The organism is Bartonella sp. AP258QHHD (genome assembly GCF_042196145.1).
Taxonomy (GTDB): Bacteria; Pseudomonadota; Alphaproteobacteria; order Rhizobiales; family Rhizobiaceae; genus Bartonella.
On sequence record NZ_JBHIPR010000038.1, the window covers coordinates 1 to 2009 of the forward strand.

Annotated in this window: 3 protein-coding genes; all 3 read right to left on the reverse strand. The window is 46.7% G+C overall.

The window, feature by feature from the left end; genetic code table 11:
- Positions 1 to 461 (reverse strand): portal protein (locus ACFIMM_RS03895; protein WP_375682728.1); only part of this gene is annotated, 461 nt, incomplete at its 3' end.
- Entirely contained in the window at positions 446 to 1774 is a 1329-nt protein-coding gene (locus ACFIMM_RS03900; protein WP_375610917.1) for a PBSX family phage terminase large subunit, read from the reverse strand. The genes ACFIMM_RS03900 and ACFIMM_RS03895, both read right to left, overlap by 16 nt.
- On the reverse strand, positions 1755 to 2009 hold a 255-nt coding region (locus tag ACFIMM_RS03905), incomplete at its 5' end, for a hypothetical protein (protein WP_375682727.1). The genes ACFIMM_RS03900 and ACFIMM_RS03905, both read right to left, overlap by 20 nt.

Sequence of the window (2009 nt, forward strand, 5' to 3'; positions counted from 1 at the left end):
TCATAATCAAGCCGCGTATCGGTCCAGCCCATGCCGCAGATGACAGCGTCTTGGAAAGCATCACTATCTGCATATTCAGCATGTGCCATGTCGCGAAACCATTCCGCTGCTCCTGTAAGCAATTCACTTGGCAATGCCTTGCCTATTTGACGGGGAATGAATTGCACCTCTCGTTTATTGTTACGCTCTGAACCCACAACGGCATTAACCAATGGTGCAATACGGTTAAACGTCATAACGGGGCGGCGTTGCTCTTTTAACGCCGCTAAATCAGCCTCATTCCACTGATCACCATTGTAAAATCGAAAATCCTCTCTTGCATGTTCGCGCCATTTGTTCACATGCTCAACATCTTCTTTGTACCAGCTCACAAGCTTGCTAAACAAACCTTCTGTCGACAAATCTGATGCGTTACTTTCTTTCTCTAAATGCTCTTCATCATACATCATTCTGCCATCCATGACGTGCTTTCATAAGTTTCTCTACCGCTATAAGCTGGTCTCTTCTGTTTTTGCATCGGCTGTTCATACCCCACACACATTAACCCAAAGGCATCCGCACCATGACTGGACCAATCATGCTCTGCTCCCAAGCCAATATTGCGCTTCTCATCCCATTTCTCATGATACCAATTCAGTGCTTTACGACCCGCTACGGTTGTCTCTTCGTTAAACCATACTGAAGGTAAAATACGTCGCACCGCCTCTATTCGCATCTTAACAGCACCTGCCCCTTGATTAGGAATGACTTGCGTTTCAAAACCCGCATCATTTAAAGCACTCTCAAAACTCACATTGTGTACACGGTCTCTTGTTGCACCATCATGGGGGAGAACCATCAATGCCTTCTCATAGCCATTCTGACGTAACCAGCCTATGTGCTCGGATAATGGCTGTCCCTGTGCTTCGTAATAATTAAGCACTCTAATTTCTCGCCCCACAAACTGTGCTATCCATATCGCCGTGGCATCTGCCTTGGCGCCTGTCCCCCCAATATCCCAAAAAGCACGTATTTGCATTAAAGGGTCACGAGCAACACGCCCTATCCGCCCCTCCTGCTCGGCTGCCAACATTTCCTTTTGATAATAAGCGCCTTGAACCGCTGTAAGATAAGCCCCTTCCCAGATATGCTTATAGGTCTCTGGACGGTTTCTCAGATCATCAAGCCGCGCTTCATTCAAGATCTTGGGAAACTTCGGATTGTCTGACCAGTTGATCTCAACACGCTTGATTGCCTCATTGTCTGAAAAGCGAAACCGCTTCTCAACGGGGGCATTCTCTCGCAACGGGTTCCATGTCACCCATAATTCTGCCCGCCATCCCTCTCCTTCTTCTCGCAAAGTCGGTATAAGCGTTTGCCAAGCCGTCTCTGTTACCGGCTCTGCTTCATCAACCCAACAAAGCAAAATGCGCCCCATCGATTTAATGCTCGCAATATTACGGTCAAGACCAGAAAACTGAAAGGCTACGCGACCATCTATCGACTTAATCGACGATTCCCCAACCTTGTAATAGTCCTTTAAAAAGTCGTGCGCTTCAATGGCGCGCTTAATCTCCTCCAATGAACTTTCTGCCAAAGAATTCTGAAACTGACGTGCACAAAGAATGGTCCCCGATATCCCCTGCATACCAAATTGATAGCCTTTTAAAGCAGCCATCAATGCAAATGATCTTGTCTTTCCAGACCCTCGTCCACCCCACGCCGCTCGTACCAAAGCATCCCCATCAAAAATAGGGATAAGTTTTGGTACAATCTTAATCTGTCTTGTCGTCATTGACCAAAGGCGCGATTTCTACACGCGTTATCACCTTAATGGCTCCCCCATCTTCACCTGTTACCTGTAAAGGCAACACCTTACCAAGCAACGCTAAATAAGCCGCTGGACATTCTATAGCCTGCTTTTCCAAATAGGAGATCAAACCATCATTGCCAATTTTATTCCCAGCATTCTCAGCAGCCTTAACCACTGCTTCTTTTAAAATGCGCGTCACTTTATTTGGAACGCCTTT